Origin of the sequence: Alteromonas lipotrueae, assembly GCF_019249215.1 — a bacterium.
GTDB classification, from domain to species: Bacteria; Pseudomonadota; Gammaproteobacteria; order Enterobacterales; family Alteromonadaceae; genus Alteromonas; species Alteromonas lipotrueae.
The window spans coordinates 241,862-260,322 of the sequence record NZ_JAESDI010000002.1 but is presented as its reverse complement, the minus strand read 5'-3'; the positions used below and the strand labels follow the sequence as shown (position 1 = coordinate 260,322).

The following is an 18,461-nucleotide window of genomic DNA, read 5'->3' as shown; positions in this document are numbered from 1 at the left end:
ACGTATAATGGCTAAATCGCCACAAGGAATCACCCAATGAACCAAACGCAAAGACACGAAAAAATTGTTAGCTTTATCAAACAAAATGGCTTCATGTCTATTGACGACTTGGTCACTCGCTGTGACGTTACCCCCCAAACTATTCGCCGCGATCTTAACCAGCTCGCCGAGGCCGGTATTGTTAGTCGATACCATGGTGGTGCTGGGCTCAATCGAAGTTGGGAAAATACCCCTTATCAAGAACGCAAAACACAAAACAGCGAAGTAAAAGAAAGAATCGCTGAGGCAGTGGCTAGCATGATCCCCGACGGGGCTTCTTTATTTATAAATATTGGCACTACCACCGAGATGATCGCAAGCAAGTTGCTTAATCATAAAAACTTGCACGTGGTAACGAATAACATTCATGTCGCGACTATTCTTTCTGCCAAAGAAGACTTCTCGGTTATTATCGCCGCAGGCGAAGTGCGTTACCGAGATGGCGGTATCATTGGGGAAGCAACCTGCGACTTCATCAGTCAATTTCGAATGGATTACGGCATTATAGGGATAAGTGGTATTAGCGCCGATGGTGCATTGCTCGATTTTGACTTTAGAGAAGTAAAGGTATCGCAAGCGATATTGGAACATACCCAACACGTCATTCTTGCGGCAGACTATAGTAAGTTTGAGCGCAGAGCCATGGTCGAACAAGGGCATATCTCTCAGGTAGATTGCCTGGTATGCGAGCAAACTCCCCCTCCCGCTATTCAAAAAATTATTGACGAAAACAACATTAGTTTCATTAAGGCGTAAGCGCACAACTTGCTCCATTGTACTAACTGACGGTCTAACACCTACCTGCACATCTCGGCACTAAACTTAGCACTGTAACAAAGGCTAACTTCCTTGTTAGTTACGTATTCACTGCTTCGGATAAGTAAGCTTATGTCTATATGATTACAACCGATCATCTGCGAAAAGATAATTCCATAAAGAGATGTTTTTGTATGAAAGCACTTCAATAACGTAAGTTAAAATTGCACATCAATGTTCGTTAATGTTCGTTTTGTGTTGACATGTTTTCTTTTTGGTTGTCAAATAGCCAGCATGCTAGTGATGCCGAAAGGGGCAAGAACATGACACAGAATACAAATAGTACACAAACCGTTGACGTATTAGTGGTTGGCGGCGGTGTAAATGGTGCCGGAGTTGCATTAGATGCGGCCGGTCGCGGACTTTCGGTAGCATTATGTGAAAAAGGCGATCTTGCAGGTGCAACGTCTTCATCTAGCAGTAAATTAATTCACGGTGGTTTACGCTATTTAGAGCACTATGAGTTCCGTCTTGTAAAAGAAGCACTCGCAGAGCGTGAAGTGCTATTAGAAAAAGCCCCACATATTATGTGGCCTTTGCGTTTTCGTTTACCCCATCAAAAACATCTTCGTCCGGCATGGATGATTCGTATCGGCTTGTTCTTATACGATTCGTTAGCTAAGCGTAATGTATTACCACGCTCGAAGAAAATATCTACGTCGCCTACAAGCCCCTTGGTTAATGATATTACAACGTGTTTTGAATATTCGGATGGTTGGGTAGACGATGCTCGTTTAGTGGTATTGAATGCATTAGCGGCGCAAGATCAAGGCGCTAGCATTTATACCCGAACTGAATGTGTTAGTGCAGAAAAACAAGATAAGTTATGGAAAGCCACTTTAAAAGACTCATTAGGGAAAACGTTTACAATTAATGCGAAGGCTGTGGTTAATGCTGCCGGCCCATGGGCTGTTTCTTTTCTTGATAGACTTGCCGACACCAAAAATCCGAATGCAATGCGTATGGTGAAGGGCAGTCACTTTATTGTGCCTAAACTTTACGGCACCGATGAGGCTTATATTCTTCAAAATAAAGATGGCCGTATTGTTTTCGTTATTCCTTATGAAGACGACTTTTCCCTCGTTGGCACTACCGATGAGAATTATGTTGGTGAGCCATCGCAAGTCGCTATTTCTGAAGCTGAAACTGAATATCTTATTGATGTTGTTAATACATACTTCAAAACGAAAGTCGACGAAAGCGATATTGTTCATAGTTACAGTGGCGTTCGCCCGTTGCTTGAAGAAAAAAATGCGTCTGCGCAAGAGCTAACTCGCGATTACAAAGTAGAGCTAAGCGGCTCTGAGTCTTCGCCAATATTGCTTAATATTTTCGGTGGAAAAATTACTACCTATAGGAAACTGGCCGAGCATGCGGTAGATAAGCTAACTAGTTTGTTTCCAAAGGCAGGCAAAGCCTGGACCAAAGATGTACCACTTCCAGGTGGCGCTTTTACTAATAAAACAGATTTGGTTAAACAGCTACAAAAAGATTACCCATGGTTACCTGAATCGGTAGGTGTTCGCTATGCGCGTCAATACGGCATGCTGTGTACTAAGTTCCTTGAAGGCAAAAACGGTCTTGATAACATGGGGGAGAACTTTGGCGCCGACATGTACCAAGCTGAAGTTGACTACCTTATTAACCACGAGTGGGCAATGTCCCTTGAAGACGTCATTTGGCGCCGTACTAAACATGGTTTGCGGTTGAGTCAAAGTGAGCAAGTTAGCTTACAAAGCTACATTGCGAGCCGTATTTCTAATAGTGTCGAAATGCAGCAATCTGCGTAGATATTCACTATACAATCTTAAAAGCCCGCATTTTGTGTTGATAAAATGCGGGCTTTTTTATGTTCAAGATGCTTAAAAACGGCGATATATTTGGCCAACTGGTTTTTAAAGTTATTAAGAAAGAGGAAGATAGAATGAAGGAAATAATTCTAATTCGGCACGGAAAGCCGTTGTCTGCTCACAATAATAAATTAAGTGCGGGTGAATTTACCAATTGGGTACGCCAATACAATCAGTCACCTTTAGACAATGCCTATTATCCAGATGAAAAGCGCCATTTTTCTACGCATCACGTCATTGCTAGCCCGCTTAAAAGAGCGCAGCTTTCAGCGAACTATTATATGGGCAAGCCCGCAGTGGATGTGATTCCAGAGTTAAAAGAAATGGATATTCCTTATTACAGGTTACCGCTAAGATTAAAGGCGTGGCATTGGGTTTTACTGAACAGGTTAATGTGGTTTTGTGGTAAAGCAGGGCGGTTTGAGTCTTTTGTTGAAGCTAAAAAACGGGTGTGTAAAGCTGCAAATGAGCTCGAAAAGAAAGCAGAAAAACATTCTCATATCGTTGTGTTTGGACATGGTATGAGTAATCGTTATATTCGCGTTTTTCTCGCTAAAAAAGGCTGGGAAATAACGGAAAAAAATAACGGATATTGGGGCGTAACTCGCCTAATAAAAAATTGAAATATTCTTAAAAATAAACAACTTTCGTCTACTGGTGCTATTGTTATTACTTTGTTGTAATAACACTATTATTTTTGGTCAAAGATTTTACAATGCACATTGGATGGCGCCAATACCTAACGCAGAAATTTAGACGTGTTCCCAAGCACCATGTACTCGGCGTTTCTGTTGATGCTGAGTCGGTATCCTTCTGTATCGTAAAGCGTGAGCAAAATTCAATAGTTTTAGTGGCCGAAGAAACGGTAACTCCAGAAAAGTGGGGTGAAAAGCTTCATGGTTGGCTAAAGGAAAAAAAGCTCCTTGGTATCTCAACCTGCGTGTGTTTGTCACACAGTTGGTACAACGCGTTGCAGCTAGACCGCCCTCATGTAGAGGAAGGCGAAGTTCACGGTGCACTGCAGTGGTCTGTTGCTGAAATATTAGGTAGCGACAAATCATATGTATTTGATTATGTAGATTTACCGGTACCACTTGCAGGAACCAATAAGGTAAACGTATTCGCACTTCCTCGCGCTGTTATCGCTGACGTTGTCAGCCATATTCAATCTGCTGACGTCACCCTAAAAGAAATCACGACTGCTGAATTAGCACTGTGCGAGCTCGTACCATCGATGGAAGGAGCCACCGTATTGCTAACACAAGAAGCAGGCGAAGAAGTGGTTTTGAATGTCGTTAAGGACGGTAACCTTTACTCTTCTCGGCGGCTAAAAGGGTTTGAAAATATAGGCTCGTTCTCTAAAGAAGAGTTGGAAATGGGGTTGCTCGATAATTTGGGTGTGCAAATTCAGCGCTCAATGGACCACTTTGAAAGTCAGTTGCGCCAACCGCCCATCCGGTCGGTTTTATTTCGGTTAGACTCCCCGCATTCTACTACGCTTAAGATGCAGCTTAGCCAGTTAATTCCGGCAGAAATCGATCAGTTAATTTCTCCTATTCAAGCAAGCGAAGAGATTGATATTTATCGGCTGAACTTAGTGAGCTTAAGTGCTGCGTTTTGTGCTTTGGCACCACAACCTATTGCGCCTCCTACACTGAGTAGTGCAGGAGGGCTAAAATGAGACATCGGATTAACCTCTATTGGCCAGAGTTTAAACCGGAGTTTCGCTGGTTGAACGTAGGCACAATGCTCGTAGTGTGGTTGCTCACATTGCTAATAGTGGTGTTGGTTACGATGAAGTTGAGCGCAACGGTTCAAAAGCAAAGTGAAGCGCTGAGTCAAGCCCAGGAGCGAACTATCCAAGTTGATGAAGACTTAGCCACGGCGAAATCTCAATTAGCCGAAAGAAAACCATCAGATGCTTTATCTAAGCAGCTTGAGACGTTAAACCTTTCGGTAATCCAAAAAACATTACTTATTGAAGAATTGAGCGGGCAAGAAACACGAGAGCAATCGCCATTTTACCAAGCTATGAATGGCTTTGCCGATGTCGCTGATGGCTCTCTTTGGCTAACGCGATTTGTGGTACACAGTGAGGGATTGTCAGTATACGGGAAGGTAAATGACCCAAGCGCACTTCCTGCTTGGTTAAAACGACTAGGAAACCGTACTTACTTTGAAGAAAAAGAATTTGAAGTCATAAAATTAAGCAGAGATATCAACGAAGATGGCAATACAAATGGCGTGTTGTCTTTTGAGTTACTCAGTGAGCCAGCCAAAGAAGAGGCTGAGGTGTTACCAGAATGAGTAGAGATAGCTTGAACAATAAATTAGCCGCCATGAGCTCCCGTGAACTCATCATGCTCTTCGTCGCTGGCTTAGTGGTGATAGTACTCATTGGTTTCACATTTTTCATCGAGCCACTTTGGAAAAAGTCGCAATCGCTGGAAAGAAGGCTCGCGTCTGAAGCAACGCAGACCTTTTCGTTAGGCCAACAGTTGGAAATTTACCTCGAGGCACTAAATGAGGATCCCGATAAGGCCTTGGTATCAAGCATTGCGGAAATAAAAGAAAATGATGCGGTATTGGAACAGCGATTTAGAGATGAACTTAAAACCTTAGTCACCCCTGATGAAATGCCGGCTTTGGTTAGTAGAATGTTTGAAGATGCACAACAAGTGCGCTTGGAATCTATGACAACTATTGCCCCTGTTAATATCTTTGCTGGACGTGAAGACTTATCGGCGCTTACGCTTTACCGACATGGCCTAACCCTTACTTTCAGCGGTAGTTATTTTGATATCAGAGATTTTCTTCAACGTGCGCAAAAAGAAAATATAAAGCTTTATTGGGAAGCGATGGATTACCAAGTCAGCGATTACCCAAACGGAAAAGTGACGATAGAGTTTTATACCGTGAGCACGCAAAGGACATTTATCCGTGTTTAAACTAATACTAACGTTAGTACTAACCCTTAGCTCATTTGTGTTGTTTGCACAGCAAGACCCAACTCGCCCTGGCAATACCAAAATGAAGGGCATTGGTGCTATTCAGCAAGGGGAATTTTCTTTAAGTGCAATTATGTATTCTGCACAAAGTAAACACGCCATAATTAACAATAAAGTGGTCAGAGAAGGGGATAATATCGCCGAGGGAAAAGTAGAAAGCATAACCAAGAATACCGTTGTAATTTTGAAAACGCATCATGCCAAGCCCGTACGAACTGTATTGTCTTTAGCGCCAATAACAATAATTAAAAAAAATGTATCAGAGGATCTGTAAAATGGGCAAGTTACCCCGTCTGTTTGGTTTACTAAGCATAGCGTTAGTGATGGCCGGTTGTCAGAGTACGTCTGAGCCTCAAAAGCAGCTTGTGTCAGAGGTTGAACAAGACTTACAAGAACAAATTGATGCAGAAAAAGCGCGTAAATCTTCACAGTTAAATACTCCGGCTCCCATTCCCTCTGCAGTATCTGCGGCATTGGCAGAACCCGAAAGTGTGTCTTCAACTAACAGTTTGTTTGGCCCACAACGTTTTGACGTAAACGCGCAAAACGTGCCTATAAGCGCATTTTTCGCTGGTTTGGTCGAAGGTACGCCTTACAGTGTTGCTATTCATCCACAAGTATCTGGGGCGGTATCGCTGCAACTTAAGCAAGTCACAATGGATGAAGTTATGTCATTACTAAGTGACCTATATGGCTACGACATTGCTCGCTCAGGAACGGTTTTCAAAGTGCGGGCTGCAGGTATGCGTACTGAAACCTTTGCCGTAAATTACCTTTACATGCAGCGAAATGGCGCAACCCAAACCAGTATTACCTCCGGCGGTGTAACGCAAAACAACAATCAAAATAACAACAATGGTTCTTCGGGCTCGTACAGCGGCAACTTCAGTAGTTCCGATAGTTACGGAAGCCAAAACAACACTAACCCGAATGGCACAACCATAAACACTCGCACCGAAACAGACTTCTGGGCCGACTTGAAGGTTAGTCTTGAAGCTATGGTAGGCAAAGAAAGCGGTCGCGCTGTATTTGTTACTCCGCAAGCCAGCTTAGTTACTGTGCGGGCTATGCCTGACGAATTGTCTGATATACGCCGCTTTTTGAAAATCTCAGAGGCTAACTTAACCAAGCAAGTTATTTTGGAAGCCCGTATTTTAGAAGTGGAACTGAATGACGGTTACCAGCAAGGTATTAATTGGAATGAAATATTGGCCAACACAGGCAATACAGACTTTTCACTTTCAACCACTGCAGGTACTTTAGGCAATGATATCAGCGCTACCTTGGGGGGGGTGACAAGCCTCGCATTTTTGAACAAAGACTTCTCTGGAGTGCTGTCATTACTGTCTACTCAAGGCAATGTACAAGTACTTTCTAGCCCACGGGTGACCGCTATTAATAACCAAAAAGCGGTTATAAAAGTGGGAGACGATGAATATTTTGTCACTGATGTGTCAAGCGATAGCACGGTAACTAGCACTACTACGTCTATATCACCGGATATTGAACTTACGCCCTTTTTCTCGGGCATTGCGCTAGATGTGACTCCACAAATCGATGACAAAGGCACGGTACTATTACATGTTCACCCATCGGTTATTGAAACTGCTGAGCAGCAGAAAGTCGTGACCATGGATGATGAGCAAATTGTATTACCATTGGCACAAAGCACCATTCGAGAGTCAGATACTATAATACGTGCGGGCTCTGGCGAAATAGTGGTGATAGGCGGCTTGATGCAAACCAGTCAAACTGATGTGGTATCAAAAACGCCAATACTGGGTGACATTCCGTTGTTTGGCGAATTGTTCAAGAATCGCCAAGTTAGCGAAACAAAAAAAGAACTCATTATTTTACTCAAACCCACTGTTGTAGGACACGACACGTTCGAACAGCAACTTGAAACCAGTCGCCAAAACATGGTGGATTGGTTGTATGTGGATTAAGTATGTATTTGTATCATTTTGGCATGAGAGAGCTACCGTTTACTTTAACGCCAAATACCAGCTTTTTTTACGGCCTACCCAGCCATATTGAAGCCAGCGAGGTGTTACTCACTGCGCTTAAATCTGGTGAAGGTTTTATTAAAGTGACTGGCGAAGTCGGTACAGGTAAAACCCTTATTTGTCGGAAATTTCTTAATGAATTACCCGCGCATTTTCAATCAGCCTATATTCCTAACCCTCTTCTAAGCCCAGATGAACTGCGCCGTGCAGTGGCAAGCGAGCTTGGAGTGGATATTGGGCAAACCTGCGATCAGCAGCGTTTCACTCACTGTATTCAAGAGCGACTTATCGATATTAATGCCCAGCAGCGAAGCGCTGTTTTGGTGATTGATGAAGCGCAAGCGTTACCAGTAGAAAGTATTGAAGCGCTGCGTTTAATGACGAATTTGGAGACAGAAAGCCGCAAATTATTGCAGGTGGTGCTATTTGGGCAGCCAGAGCTCAATCAAAAGCTTTCGATGCCGGAACTGCGACAGCTAAAGCAGCGTATTACATTCAGTTATTCGCTGTCGCACATGGATACCGACCAAATATACCATTATGTAAAACATCGCTTAGTCGTAGCAGGGCACACAGGAGAAGAGGTGTTCGATTTAGCATGTTGCCGGCTAATGTTTATGGCTACGAAGGGGACGCCAAGACTGGTCAACGTATTGTGTCATAAGGCCATGATGCTGGCGTACGGCGAAGGCAAGTACAAAGTGGATGTATCGCATATCAAGCTGGCTATTGCCGACACCGAAGCCACTACACTGCCTTGGTACGCTTCTCTTGCCCTGTGGCCTTCTCTGGTAGCGGCCGGTGTGGTGGTTTCTGTTACCTTTGCCAGTATGCTCGAGTTTGGGAGCATGGCGTGAGTGTTGTGAATAAAATGCTGAAAGATTTAGAGGCTCGCGAGGGCGTTGAACAATCACAAGCCCGATATGAGGCGCCACAGAAAAAGTCAGTAAGTTCGCTGACTATTGTTGTGGTGGTGTTGGTTTGCGTGACCGTTGCGTTAGTCGCGTGGGTGCTGCTTAAGCCCGTGTCATCGGTTTCATCTGCGGTATCAATGCCGACTACATATACAGACAAGGCTCCATCAACACAACAACGCTCGGCAAACTTGCCGATAGAAAGTAGTCAATCAAGCACTGAAACTACGGTACCAATAAGTGGTAAGGCTAGGGGGGCGCAAAAGGACGACACGAATAATTCTCTGCAGACTTCACCACAAATAGCGCAACAGTCGTCTGCACAAATTGCCAAAGTCACCCTGCGTGAACATCAAAGCGCTAGCTTTCCTCAAAAAAGCACAGGATCGTTTGTTGCAACTAACCCAGATACCAAGCCTGATACTACCCCTACTACGACCTCTGCAGTGAAGCCTACAACGAAGCAAGAAAATAACTCTAAAACAGTCGAGGGGGCGACAGAGTCGCGTTTTTCAAAGCAGGTTGATAACAAAAACAACGCGCCTGCGATAGAAGAGCAGGTGCGCTTGGCCCTTGCCAATAATGACTACAACGAAGCCATCGGGTTGATGCAGCAGAAAGTACAAAGCGACCCAAGCGATACTGGGGCTAAGAAGAAGCTAGCGTCGTTACTCTTTGCCAGCGGCCAAGTAGAACAAGCGCAAACCTTATTACAACGGATGCTTGTGAGCTCACCGGACGATCACAGTGTTCGCCTTATGTTGTCGCGTTTGTATGTAAAACAAGGCCTAACCAAGATAGCGATACAAAACGCAAGTGACGCTGTTGCTTCACCCAGCAACCCATTGTCTATTGAGCTACTTAGTTTTAGAGCGAATTTACAGCAGCAACATGGCGCGTTCGATAAGTCACTTAATGATTATTTAGCGTTAACTAAGCGGCGACCTTTAGAGCCCAAGTGGTGGCTAGGTGCTGGTATAAGTGCTGACAGTCTGCATCAATCTGCACTGGCGTTAAGTGCTTACTCTCAAGTGGTTCAGATTGATACGCAGCAGGCACTATCACCAGATGTACACCACTATGTGCAAGAGCGCATAGCTCGGCTTCGGGATGTAGTAAAATGAATAAACCCAGAATTCGCCTTGGCGACCTTCTTGTTCAGCACAACTTGATCAGTGCTGATGAGCTAATGACGGCATTGTCTGAGCAAAAAAGTACGGGCCGAAAGTTAGGCGCCACGTTGATTTCAATGGGGTTGGTGACGGAACACCAAATGCTTGAGTTGTTATCGCGGCATTTAAATGTTCCGCTTATCGATATCGATCAGTACCGCGTAAATCAACAAGCCGTACTGCTTTTACCTGAAATTCAAGCGAGACGATATCGCGCACTGGTTATTGATGATAAGGGTGATTCCCTGCTTGTTGCCATGTCAGATCCGGCCGATTTAACCGCGGTCGATCACCTTTCAGAAACGCTTAACAGGCAAATTGAACTTGCCGTAGTAAGCGAACAACAGCTATTTACTGCCTACGATACGTTCTATCGAAAAACCCAAGAAATTGCGAGTTTTGCCCAAGAACTGGCAGAAGAATACGATACCGAAGATAACTTTAATATAGATCTCGGTGGTGCGGGCGATCAAGACACAACAGTGGCTCGCTTACTGCAATCTATCTTTGAAGATGCTGTGATAGCAAAAGCGTCAGATATTCACATAGAACCTGATGAAAGTCAGTTGAGAATACGACAGCGGGTAGATGGGGTTTTACAAGAAACAGTGATTCCCGAGAAAAGCATAGCGGCGGCGTTAGTACTGCGCTTAAAACTGATGGCGGGGCTAGATATTTCCGAAAAGCGTCTACCGCAAGATGGCCGCACTCAAATTAAAGTTAAAGGGCACAAAATAGACGTGCGCTTGTCCACCATGCCTGTACAAGGTGGTGAGTCTGTGGTCATGCGTTTGCTTGATCAGTCTGCAGGGATACTGACCCTTGAACAAACCGGCATGCCTTCATCGCAGTTAACCCGCTTACGAAATTTATTACGACGTCCTCATGGGATGATTTTGGTTACCGGGCCTACCGGTTCAGGCAAAACGACTACCTTGTATGGTGCGTTGAGCGAATTAAATACGGCGAAGTCGAAAATTATTACTGTAGAAGATCCGGTGGAGTATCGCTTACCCCGCATTAATCAGGTGCAAGTGAACCCTAAAATAAACCTGACTTTTTCGAATATACTTAGAACCACACTTCGACAAGACCCCGATATTATTATGGTGGGGGAAATGCGAGATCAAGAAACAGTAGAAATTGGGCTTCGTGGCGCATTGACCGGTCACTTAGTACTCTCCACCCTGCATACCAACGATGCTATATCCAGTGTAGTGCGCTTACTCGATATGGGAGCGCCCGGTTACTTGGTAGCAAGTTCCCTTCGAGGCATTATTGCTCAACGTTTGGTACGTCGAATTTGTGATAATTGTACTACCTCTTATACGCCAACGGATGATGAAAGGGTGTGGTTGAACGGTATTGATGAAAATGCTGCAGACGTTGCCTTTAAACAAGGGCGTGGCTGTCAGAAATGCAACCAAACGGGATACAGAGGGCGAATTGGGGTTTTTGAATTACTCGAAATGACTGAAAACATGATGAGTTATTTAAAATCCAGTGATATCCAAGGGTTTAGTGATGCAGCGTCTAAAAGCGCGGGCTATCGCTCTTTGCCCCAATCAGCCTTGACTTACGCAAAAATGGGCGTGACCAGTGTAGAAGAGGTCTTAAAATTGGTTGAGATGGTAGCCCAAGATGCTCCCTCTTCTAAAACCACTGACGACACAACAGCGCAATAAGGCAATGATAGATGGCACGGTTTAGCTACAAAGGGCGCGAAAGAAACGGCGCCCTTACCGAAGGAGAGTTAGACGCCAACGATGCAGGAAGTGCAGCGGCAATGTTGCGTGCTCGTAGTGTAACGCCAATTTCCATCGCCCCTATGAGCGATAAAAAAGAAAGTGTAGTTTCTGGCTGGCAAGGTTGGTTTGTTCCTGAAGTTACCTTGGACGATTTAGTTATTTTTTGTCGACAAATGTTCTCGTTAACCAAAGCGGGTATCCCGTTACTAAAAGCGGTTTCTGGTTTAGCTGAATCCTGTAATTCTATTCGCCTCAAACTTGCCCTTGAAGATGCTATCGTGAGTTTAGAGCGAGGTCGCACCTTGTCTTCCGGATTAAACCAGCACCCTAAAATTTTTAATCAATTGTTTGTGAGCATTATTCATGTGGGCGAAAACACAGGTCAGTTAGAAGAATCCTTTGCTCAACTGGCGGTTTATTTAGAGCGCGAACAAGAAACGCGTAAACAAATTAAAGCCGCCACGCGCTATCCCATCTTTGTGCTTATCGCTTTGGCTGGCGCGTTTGTAGTGCTCAATATCTTTGTTATCCCAAAATTCGCCGATATGTTTTCTAAGTTTAATGCCGAGTTGCCTTTAATGACCCGAGCACTCATTGGCACATCAGATTTCTTGATGAACTATTGGTACGTGTTAATTGCCGCCGGGGTATTCATTGTCTACATGGTTAGACGGTCATTAAATACGAAAGTCGGACGTTTGAATTGGGATAGACGCAAGCTGTCGTTACCTATCGTGGGCAGTATTTTTAATCGTTCTTTACTAAGCCGCTATTGTCGAAGCTTTTCAATGATGTTGCGCGCGGGTGTCCCCTTGACCAGTGCACTAAACTTAACCTCAGACGCGGTGGGAAATGTGTATATGGGGCAGAAAATTATTGCGATGCGCGAGCGGATTGAGAAAGGCGAGGGGCTAGCACGAGTAAGTGCAGCAAGCGAATTATTTACACCTTTGGTGATGCAGATGATTCGCGTAGGTGAAGAAACAGGCCGCGTAGATGAATTATTGGTTGAGGCGTCGGAGTTCTATGAACGCGAAGTTGACTACGATCTTAAAAATCTGACGGCAAAGATTGAGCCCTTTTTAATTGTGGTTGTGGCGGCCATGGTACTGGTGCTCGCGCTGGGTATTTTTACTCCCATGTGGGACATGATGAACGCAATAAAAGGCATATAACTGCCTATTTTAAAGATGTGCTATAACAGTATGTTAAGAACAATTAATGACTGCTAAAAAGTAATAGCAGCAAGGGTAGCAACATGGTGACGAAAAGCGAAGACGCAAAAAATAATAACAGATCCATATTTATCAACATCATAGTGATCACGTTGTTTGCTTCATTAATGGCCGTTTTTATTGTGCGACTAAATACCAGCGAAGCTAATTTTGAAGCACAGATGCTCAGGCAGCTAGGGCTGACGCTGGAAGAGTCTGCAGTAACCGCTCATTGGAAGTGGCAGTCTGAAGGGCGGCCGGTCCGCATCCTGCTTACACACTATGATAAGCAAGGTAATGAAGTTGGACGCACGCCTGTCTTAATGGGACATGAGGGATGGCCAGCCGTGTCACCGTCTACGCAGGGGTGCAAGTCCCTTTGGAGCGCTTTGCTAACTGTGCCTATGATAGTTAACGGTTTTAATGTTCGCGGTGAATATTATCGTGGTGAGCTAGTCAACGATAAAGCCGTGAATGCACGTTGCCGATTTTCCTTAAGCGCGGGGGATTACTTTGATTACTTTGTATTTCGTGGTGATGTGGTTCCAGAAGGCGAACAATAATAAACAAACCGAATTTTAATAATGAGAAAAACTGGGGTGGTCCAAATGAAAAAACAACGGCATCAAATAGCAGGAAAACAATCGGGTTTTACGCTAATAGAGCTGGTGATTGTAGTCGTATTACTTGGACTACTTGCGGCCGTGGCCATTCCCCGCTTTCTTGATATTACTGAGCAAGCCGAAGATGCCACTGTTGAGGGGGTTGCAGGTGGTTTCGCCACTGGCGTAGGGCTTGTGCGTGCCCAATGGGAAATAGAAGGTCGGCCAGAAGAGAATGGGTCTACCAATCAAACGTTTGTGACACTTGATGGCATTAATGTCGCGGTTGATCAGGATACTGGTTATCCAACAGGTTTGCTCAACGGTGATGGCAACAGCCAAGACACGGCGATTACCGCATTAGATTGCGAAAGTATTTTTAGCCTAATAATGCAAAGTGCGCCTTCCATAACGTCGAGTTTTTCAGAGTCACCATTTGACGGCTACCGATACTTTGCGACAAATAGTAGTGGCAGCGGCGCAAGTGGTAATGACCTTTGCTATTATTACCTAAGCCAGTCTATAAAAAACCTGAACAGAACCCCCACCAATGATACGCAAGGCGATGGGTTTCTGTACGACCCACGGATAGGGCAAGTTATCGTTTTTAGTAACGATTCAAACTCATAACTAAGTATTGAGTTTTATACGTAAACTAGTGATTTTTAAACTAAAGTTTTATATTTAATAACGTCATTTTTGCAATAATAGACGTAATTGAAATAAAAGGACATTTTATGCAGCAACGTGGTTTTACCCTTATTGAGCTAGTCATAGTTATTGTTATCCTTGGTATTTTAGCGGTGACTGCTGCGCCTCGGTTTGTAGGTTTCCAAACTGACGCTCGTATTGCCACGCTCGAAGGTGTGGAAGGTGCTCTGGTTAGTGCTTCGGAAGCTATTCATGCAAAAGCGATTATTGCTGGCGCGACTGCATCGTCCAACACGACTATCAATGTGAACGGCACTGACATCAACATTCGTTATGGCTACCCGTACAGCACGTATTTTGATGACAACAACAACACAACGACTGTGCAGTTAGATTCGTACATGAACCTGGATATTCGTGCGGTGAACACGACTGCAGACCAAGGCACTACAGATTGGTATGTGAGTGCAAATGGTACTTGGGCTCGCATTTACCCTGACGGTTTTGAAAACGTTAATTGTTATGTTGAATATAGAAATGCGGCAGCGGGTGGTTCACCTACTATCACATTGACCTCGACTGCTTGCTAAATATTACCTAGCATATGGCCAGGCATCTCGTTCCTGGCCAGCGTCAAGCCCGAGGCGCTGGCTTTACGCTCCTTGAGCTCATAATTGTCATCGTCGTTATTGGCATTATAGGTGTATCCGCTTCTGCGCGAATGCAAGACGATAATGGCTACACAGAATACTCCCTCCAATCACGTTTTCTCTCTACCTTGCGAAATATTCAAGGTAAGGCCATGCAAGATAACCGCGCAGGCTATTGTTATCGCACTATTGTGAGCTCGTCTGGTGACGGTGCTTACGGCCCAACCGTTGTTAACTATGTGAACGCAAATCAATCAACCAGCTGTGGCGCAACTATTGCCGCTAATGCGCCAACATTTTTAACGGCGCGGGGTGACGAAATTGGCGGAAAAGGAGTATCTATTACCTTTTCAGAAGGAGGGGACTCGCCTTCTTATATTGATTTTGATTACCTTGGTCGGCCAATAACCGCCACCGGAAGTTGCGCGTCAAATATTTGCAGAGTGAGTTTTACGGGAACAGCAACGGTAGGTGTTTGCGTTGAAGCTCAGGGGCTTATTTATGCGTGCTGAGCGAGGCTTTACGCTACTTGAAATAGTGATTGGCTTAGTGGTGACCAGTATCGTCATGCTGATTGTTACTGATTTACTTGGCGCGCAGGCGCAACAAAGCGTGGCGCCTGTTACTCAAGCCCGGGCTACTGTTTTAGCGCAAGGTTTGCAACGAGAAATACTCAGTAAGGCATTTGATGAAAATAGCAGTGGCCATAACGACGGAGAGCGATGTAGCGACACTATTAGCTGTACGACGAGCGCAAACTTGGGGCCTGACAATGGTGAAACTCGCAGTACCTTTGATGATGTAGATGATTACCACGGCTACAGCGTTATTAGAAACAGTGCAGGGCAAGCCATTACGCAAAGCGGGCAAAGTTTATATCAAGGTTACCAGCTCAACGTAGTGGTGTTTTATGATGATAACCTTGATGGTATTGATGATGCTGCGGGCGTGGGTAGCTATACAGGCAATGCCAAATTGATTCGCGTGTCTGTACTTACCCCTAACGATGAAACCATTGTCTTTAGCGGTTATCGTTGGAATTACTGATGGCAAATAGCACACCAATGAACAAGGTTCGAGGCGTTACGTTAGTAGAGCTTGTTATCGTGCTAGTGGTTATGGGTGTGATAGCCACCGGCATTGCAAAAGTGATTACCAGCAGCATGTCTGTATTTGTTGGTGTAAGTGAAAGAGAGCAACTTGTTGCCCAAACGTCTTTTGCCATAAATCGTATGGCTCGTGAACTACAAAACGCTGTGCCTGCCAGTGTGAGAGTAACGGGCTCATCATCTCAACACTGCCTACAATTCGTTCCTGCAGATGTGATAACAGGTTACAGTGATATTTCCGTTCAGCCAGCCACTGAAAATACTATCGATATATTATTTCCTGCAGATGCACTCGATAATATTCAGCCCTTTACCACCAGTGCATCTGTGATTGTCGCACCTAGAAGCGTATTAGATGTTTATAACGCCGCTAATGATTACCGCCAACCTATTGTAAGTTGTACTGATGACGGTGATGGCGATTGTGCTACAAGAGACAGCACAGACGATATCCTTGAGGTGACGGTAAACGATGCCTTTGCTGAAGCATCATTAGTTAACCGTGCTTATGTCGCCTCAAAGGCAGTGAGCTTCTGCTTAAGAAGTTCGGTACTTCACCGGATTGAGTCTGGGTTTACCACATCGCAGCCCTTGGCTTTAGCAAGTAGCCCAAGGCTTGGGGTGGACTTTATTAATGTATTATCTGCCTCGCCTGCTAGCGGCACCTCAAACGATGATCCTTTTCAGGTTCGCAGTGTGAACGGTGGGGTTAATAATATGGTGATGTTGAGGCTACGAACCCAAAAAGGCGATGAAGTATTAAGTCTGACGACAGAGGTGGCAATTGAAAATGCGCCGTAAATTGGTCTTCTTGGAACATTCAAGCCTTTCAGAGCAAAAAGCGATTTTGAAGTTTGATAGCAACAAAACAGGGAAACCACGTCTTAGAGTGACACTGTCAGACGCTTCACACTCAGCTCTCTCACTAAAGCATCAGCAAGGGAGTATGTTAGTCATGGCATTGTTTATTATGATAGTGCTGGCGCTGTTAGGTTTAACGCTGGCCTCGTCACTTTCTTCTACTGGTAACAAAGTAGTTGCGGATAACATAGGTTTTCGCGCCCAGCTAGCAACGAAAGCGGGCTTAGAGCATATAAAGGCCACGGCAAACCCAGCAGGTGCAACCCCACTATCTTGTAACAGCACCATAAATAGTCCCGTTTCGTTTGCTGAAGTAAGCGGCCTCGAAGGGTGTACCTATCAAGCCAGTTGTCAAACAACCAATACGACGATTGCAGGCGCAGGCTATTACTTTTATCGTTTTTCCTCCACCGCTCAGTGTACAGCTAGTGAGTTGATCTCAACGCACACGTTCACTGACTCAATGATGATTGAACAATAAATATAGGCCCAAGAATGAAACTTGTGGTTCAAATGATGGTCTATTCATATTGGTTTAAAAGTAGCCACTTAACAAGACGTTGGTAATAAGTGAGTAGAAGGCGCAGTGGGTTTCCACTTAATCGCCACCTAATTGTTTAAAAAATGGTTCTCTGCTTGCCCAAATATGCCCCCATTGTTAAAGTGTGCGGATAAACATCGACTTCACGTTAAAGCGCTGTCATCTCACCCTTGCTAACACGCGATAACACAGAAACAGGAATACACTTTTCATGTTTAAAAAGCTTCGAGGCATGTTCTCTAACGATCTGTCCATCGACCTCGGAACAGCTAACACGCTGATTTACGTTAAAGACCAAGGTATTGTACTCAACGAACCCTCTGTAGTGGCTATTCGCCAAGAGCGTGCTGCTGGACCTAAAAGCGTTGCCGCTGTAGGTGCAGAAGCCAAACGAATGCTAGGTAGAACACCTGGTAACATTCGCGCTATTCGCCCTATGAAAGACGGTGTTATTGCCGACTTTTATGTAACAGAGAAAATGCTTCAGCACTTTATTAAACAAGTGCATGACAACAATTTCCTTCGCCCTAGCCCTCGTGTTTTAGTTTGCGTTCCATGTGGCTCTACCCAAGTAGAGCGCCGAGCCATTAAAGAGTCTGCGCTAGGTGCAGGTGCACGTGAAGTGTATTTGATTGATGAACCTATGGCCGCCGCTATTGGTGCAGGTTTACCTGTATCAGAAGCAACTGGCTCAATGGTGGTCGATATTGGTGGTGGTACAACTGAAGTGGCTATCATTTCACTTAATGGTGTTGTGTACTCTTCATCGGTACGTATCGGTGGTGATAAGTTCGACGAAGCTATCATTAACTATGTACGTCGTAACTTTGGTTCACTCATTGGTGAAGCAACGGCTGAGCGTATTAAGCATGAAATTGGTGCAGCTTACCCGGGTGAAGAAGTTCGTGAAATTGAAGTGCGTGGTCGTAACCTTGCTGAAGGTGTACCGCGTGGCTTCACATTGAACTCCAATGAAATCTTAGAAGCCTTGCAAGAGCCGCTTACGGGTATTGTTTCTGCTGTTATGGTTGCGCTTGAGCAATCTCCACCAGAACTCGCTTCTGATATTTCAGAGCGCGGCATGGTATTAACCGGCGGTGGCGCATTACTGAAAGATTTAGATCGGTTGTTGATGGAAGAAACGGGCATTCCAGTAGTTATTGCTGATGATCCGCTAACTTGTGTAGCGCGTGGCGGTGGTAAGGCATTCGATATGATTGACCTACACGGTGGCGACCTGTTTAGTTATGAGTAAACGGGAAAGGCAACCTTAAGGTTGC

General features: G+C 44.7%; 20 protein-coding genes. All 20 read left to right on the top strand.

From position 1 onward, the window contains the following. The first annotated feature begins 36 nt into the window (after positions 1–36). The 20 genes from JKP82_RS02895 (at position 37) to JKP82_RS02800 (ending at position 18,436) form a co-directional block, all read left to right on the top strand. Positions 37–795 (top strand): DeoR/GlpR family transcriptional regulator, encoded by a 759-nt coding sequence (locus JKP82_RS02895; RefSeq protein WP_159528037.1) that lies wholly within the window; start codon positions 37–39, stop codon positions 793–795. 323 nt (positions 796–1,118) lie between these two features. Next, a complete protein-coding gene (gene glpD, locus JKP82_RS02890) occupies positions 1,119–2,645 on the top strand; it encodes a glycerol-3-phosphate dehydrogenase (RefSeq protein ID WP_218395779.1) in 1,527 nt (508 codons plus the stop codon). A gap of 134 nt (positions 2,646–2,779) precedes the next feature. Then, a complete protein-coding gene (locus JKP82_RS02885) occupies positions 2,780–3,328 on the top strand; it encodes a histidine phosphatase family protein (RefSeq protein ID WP_218395777.1) in 549 nt (182 codons plus the stop codon). A gap of 92 nt (positions 3,329–3,420) precedes the next feature. Further along, a complete protein-coding gene (locus JKP82_RS02880) occupies positions 3,421–4,386 on the top strand; it encodes a hypothetical protein (protein WP_159528040.1) in 966 nt (321 codons plus the stop codon). Next, complete coding sequence (locus tag JKP82_RS02875) at positions 4,383–5,012, top strand: PilN family protein (protein WP_159528041.1); 630 nt, start codon at positions 4,383–4,385, stop codon at positions 5,010–5,012. The genes JKP82_RS02880 and JKP82_RS02875 overlap by 4 nt, the downstream gene beginning before the upstream one ends. After that, positions 5,009–5,653: a type II secretion system protein GspM gene (locus JKP82_RS02870; protein WP_159528042.1), complete on the top strand. Its 645-nt coding sequence runs from the start codon at positions 5,009–5,011 to the stop codon at positions 5,651–5,653. Before JKP82_RS02875 ends, JKP82_RS02870 begins: the two co-directional genes overlap by 4 nt. Next, the gene (locus tag JKP82_RS02865; protein ID WP_159528043.1) at positions 5,646–5,987 is read left to right on the top strand and encodes a hypothetical protein; all 342 of its coding nucleotides are present in this window, start codon (positions 5,646–5,648) and stop codon (positions 5,985–5,987) included. The genes JKP82_RS02870 and JKP82_RS02865 overlap by 8 nt, the downstream gene beginning before the upstream one ends. 1 nt (position 5,988) lies before the next feature. Then, complete coding sequence (gene mshL / locus JKP82_RS02860) at positions 5,989–7,659, top strand: pilus (MSHA type) biogenesis protein MshL (protein WP_218395775.1); 1,671 nt, start codon at positions 5,989–5,991, stop codon at positions 7,657–7,659. Positions 7,660–7,661: 2 nt separating this feature from the next. Further along, a complete protein-coding gene (locus tag JKP82_RS02855) occupies positions 7,662–8,576 on the top strand; it encodes an ExeA family protein (RefSeq protein ID WP_159528045.1) in 915 nt (304 codons plus the stop codon). After that, positions 8,573–9,757 carry a tetratricopeptide repeat protein gene (locus tag JKP82_RS02850; protein ID WP_218395773.1) on the top strand — a complete coding sequence of 395 codons (1,185 nt, stop codon included), beginning with the start codon at positions 8,573–8,575 and terminating at the stop codon, positions 9,755–9,757. The genes JKP82_RS02855 and JKP82_RS02850 overlap by 4 nt, the downstream gene beginning before the upstream one ends. After that, positions 9,754–11,490 (top strand): GspE/PulE family protein, encoded by a 1,737-nt coding sequence (locus tag JKP82_RS02845; protein WP_159528047.1) that lies wholly within the window; start codon positions 9,754–9,756, stop codon positions 11,488–11,490. Before JKP82_RS02850 ends, JKP82_RS02845 begins: the two co-directional genes overlap by 4 nt. Positions 11,491–11,501: 11 nt before the next feature. Beyond that, positions 11,502–12,728 (top strand): type II secretion system F family protein, encoded by a 1,227-nt coding sequence (locus JKP82_RS02840; RefSeq protein ID WP_218395772.1) that lies wholly within the window; start codon positions 11,502–11,504, stop codon positions 12,726–12,728. Between the two features lie 83 nt (positions 12,729–12,811). Further along, positions 12,812–13,330: a hypothetical protein gene (locus JKP82_RS02835; RefSeq protein WP_159528049.1), complete on the top strand. Its 519-nt coding sequence runs from the start codon at positions 12,812–12,814 to the stop codon at positions 13,328–13,330. A 45-nt stretch (positions 13,331–13,375) separates the two neighbouring features. Then, positions 13,376–13,999 carry a prepilin-type N-terminal cleavage/methylation domain-containing protein gene (locus JKP82_RS02830; RefSeq protein WP_218395770.1) on the top strand — a complete coding sequence of 208 codons (624 nt, stop codon included), beginning with the start codon at positions 13,376–13,378 and terminating at the stop codon, positions 13,997–13,999. Between the two features lie 107 nt (positions 14,000–14,106). After that, the gene (locus tag JKP82_RS20975; RefSeq protein WP_218395768.1) at positions 14,107–14,610 is read left to right on the top strand and encodes a type II secretion system protein; all 504 of its coding nucleotides are present in this window, start codon (positions 14,107–14,109) and stop codon (positions 14,608–14,610) included. A gap of 14 nt (positions 14,611–14,624) precedes the next feature. After that, a complete protein-coding gene (locus tag JKP82_RS02820) occupies positions 14,625–15,182 on the top strand; it encodes a prepilin-type N-terminal cleavage/methylation domain-containing protein (protein ID WP_218395766.1) in 558 nt (185 codons plus the stop codon). Continuing rightward, entirely contained in the window at positions 15,172–15,717 is a 546-nt protein-coding gene (locus JKP82_RS02815; protein ID WP_218395764.1) for a prepilin-type N-terminal cleavage/methylation domain-containing protein, read from the top strand. The genes JKP82_RS02820 and JKP82_RS02815 overlap by 11 nt, the downstream gene beginning before the upstream one ends. Next, the gene (locus tag JKP82_RS02810; protein WP_159528054.1) at positions 15,717–16,580 is read left to right on the top strand and encodes a prepilin-type N-terminal cleavage/methylation domain-containing protein; all 864 of its coding nucleotides are present in this window, start codon (positions 15,717–15,719) and stop codon (positions 16,578–16,580) included. The genes JKP82_RS02815 and JKP82_RS02810 overlap by 1 nt, the downstream gene beginning before the upstream one ends. After that, positions 16,570–17,121 (top strand): pilus assembly PilX family protein, encoded by a 552-nt coding sequence (locus JKP82_RS02805; RefSeq protein WP_218395762.1) that lies wholly within the window; start codon positions 16,570–16,572, stop codon positions 17,119–17,121. The genes JKP82_RS02810 and JKP82_RS02805 overlap by 11 nt, the downstream gene beginning before the upstream one ends. Positions 17,122–17,392: 271 nt before the next feature. Next, entirely contained in the window at positions 17,393–18,436 is a 1,044-nt protein-coding gene (locus JKP82_RS02800) for a rod shape-determining protein (protein ID WP_013785855.1), read from the top strand. Positions 18,437–18,461: the final 25 nt, after the last annotated feature.

Coding starts and splice junctions, on each gene's coding strand:
- JKP82_RS02895 (WP_159528037.1), top strand. CDS start 37: ATGAACCAAACGCAAAGACACGAAAAAATTGTTAGCTTTATCAAACAA.
- glpD (WP_218395779.1), top strand. CDS start 1,119: ATGACACAGAATACAAATAGTACACAAACCGTTGACGTATTAGTGGTT.
- JKP82_RS02885 (WP_218395777.1), top strand. CDS start 2,780: ATGAAGGAAATAATTCTAATTCGGCACGGAAAGCCGTTGTCTGCTCAC.
- JKP82_RS02880 (WP_159528040.1), top strand. CDS start 3,421: ATGCACATTGGATGGCGCCAATACCTAACGCAGAAATTTAGACGTGTT.
- JKP82_RS02875 (WP_159528041.1), top strand. CDS start 4,383: ATGAGACATCGGATTAACCTCTATTGGCCAGAGTTTAAACCGGAGTTT.
- JKP82_RS02870 (WP_159528042.1), top strand. CDS start 5,009: ATGAGTAGAGATAGCTTGAACAATAAATTAGCCGCCATGAGCTCCCGT.
- mshL (WP_218395775.1), top strand. CDS start 5,989: ATGGGCAAGTTACCCCGTCTGTTTGGTTTACTAAGCATAGCGTTAGTG.
- JKP82_RS02855 (WP_159528045.1), top strand. CDS start 7,662: ATGTATTTGTATCATTTTGGCATGAGAGAGCTACCGTTTACTTTAACG.
- JKP82_RS02845 (WP_159528047.1), top strand. CDS start 9,754: ATGAATAAACCCAGAATTCGCCTTGGCGACCTTCTTGTTCAGCACAAC.
- JKP82_RS02840 (WP_218395772.1), top strand. CDS start 11,502: ATGGCACGGTTTAGCTACAAAGGGCGCGAAAGAAACGGCGCCCTTACC.
- JKP82_RS02835 (WP_159528049.1), top strand. CDS start 12,812: ATGGTGACGAAAAGCGAAGACGCAAAAAATAATAACAGATCCATATTT.
- JKP82_RS02830 (WP_218395770.1), top strand. CDS start 13,376: ATGAAAAAACAACGGCATCAAATAGCAGGAAAACAATCGGGTTTTACG.
- JKP82_RS20975 (WP_218395768.1), top strand. CDS start 14,107: ATGCAGCAACGTGGTTTTACCCTTATTGAGCTAGTCATAGTTATTGTT.
- JKP82_RS02820 (WP_218395766.1), top strand. CDS start 14,625: ATGGCCAGGCATCTCGTTCCTGGCCAGCGTCAAGCCCGAGGCGCTGGC.
- JKP82_RS02815 (WP_218395764.1), top strand. CDS start 15,172: ATGCGTGCTGAGCGAGGCTTTACGCTACTTGAAATAGTGATTGGCTTA.
- JKP82_RS02810 (WP_159528054.1), top strand. CDS start 15,717: ATGGCAAATAGCACACCAATGAACAAGGTTCGAGGCGTTACGTTAGTA.
- JKP82_RS02805 (WP_218395762.1), top strand. CDS start 16,570: ATGCGCCGTAAATTGGTCTTCTTGGAACATTCAAGCCTTTCAGAGCAA.
- JKP82_RS02800 (WP_013785855.1), top strand. CDS start 17,393: ATGTTTAAAAAGCTTCGAGGCATGTTCTCTAACGATCTGTCCATCGAC.